The organism is Streptomyces sp. JJ38 (assembly GCF_019303475.1).
Classification (GTDB): Bacteria; Actinomycetota; Actinomycetes; order Streptomycetales; family Streptomycetaceae; genus Streptomyces.
Window position 1 is genome coordinate 1 of record NZ_JABLSI010000106.1, and the last position, 485, is coordinate 485.

Here is a 485-nt window from a genome sequence, read left to right on the forward strand (position 1 = left end):
TCCCGCCAGGGGAGTTCTGCGGTGATGGTGGTGGGTCCGCCGTGGGGGGAGTGGATGTGGAGGAGTCCGTCGACGGAGTGGAGGCGTTCGGTGAGGCCGGTGAGGCCGGTGCCGTGGGTGGTGGTGGCGCCGCCGTGTCCGTTGTCGGTGGTCTGGAGGAGGAGGCGGTTGTCGGTGCGCCAGATTTCGACGTGGGCTTGGGTGGCGTGGCTGTGTTTGGAGATGTTCTGGAGGAGTTCGCTGATGGTGAAGTAGGCGATGGATTCGATGGCGGGTGCGGGGCGGTGGGGGAGGTCGGTGTGGTGGGTGGTGGGGACGGTGCAGCGGGAGGTGAGGGTGGCCAGTGCGGGGCCGAGTCCGCGGTCGGTGAGGATGGCGGGGTGGATGCCGCGGGCGAGGTCGCGGAGTTCTTGGAGGGCGAGTTTCACTTCGCCGTGGGCTTCGTCGACCATGCGGGCGGCGGTTTCGGGGTCGTGGTCGAGTTT

General features: G+C 68.5%; 1 protein-coding gene. It reads right to left on the minus strand.

All coding sequences use genetic code 11. The features are described from left to right. The coding region (locus HPT28_RS26440; protein ID WP_374227020.1) for a sensor histidine kinase at positions 1 to 485 on the minus strand (485 nt) is incomplete at both ends.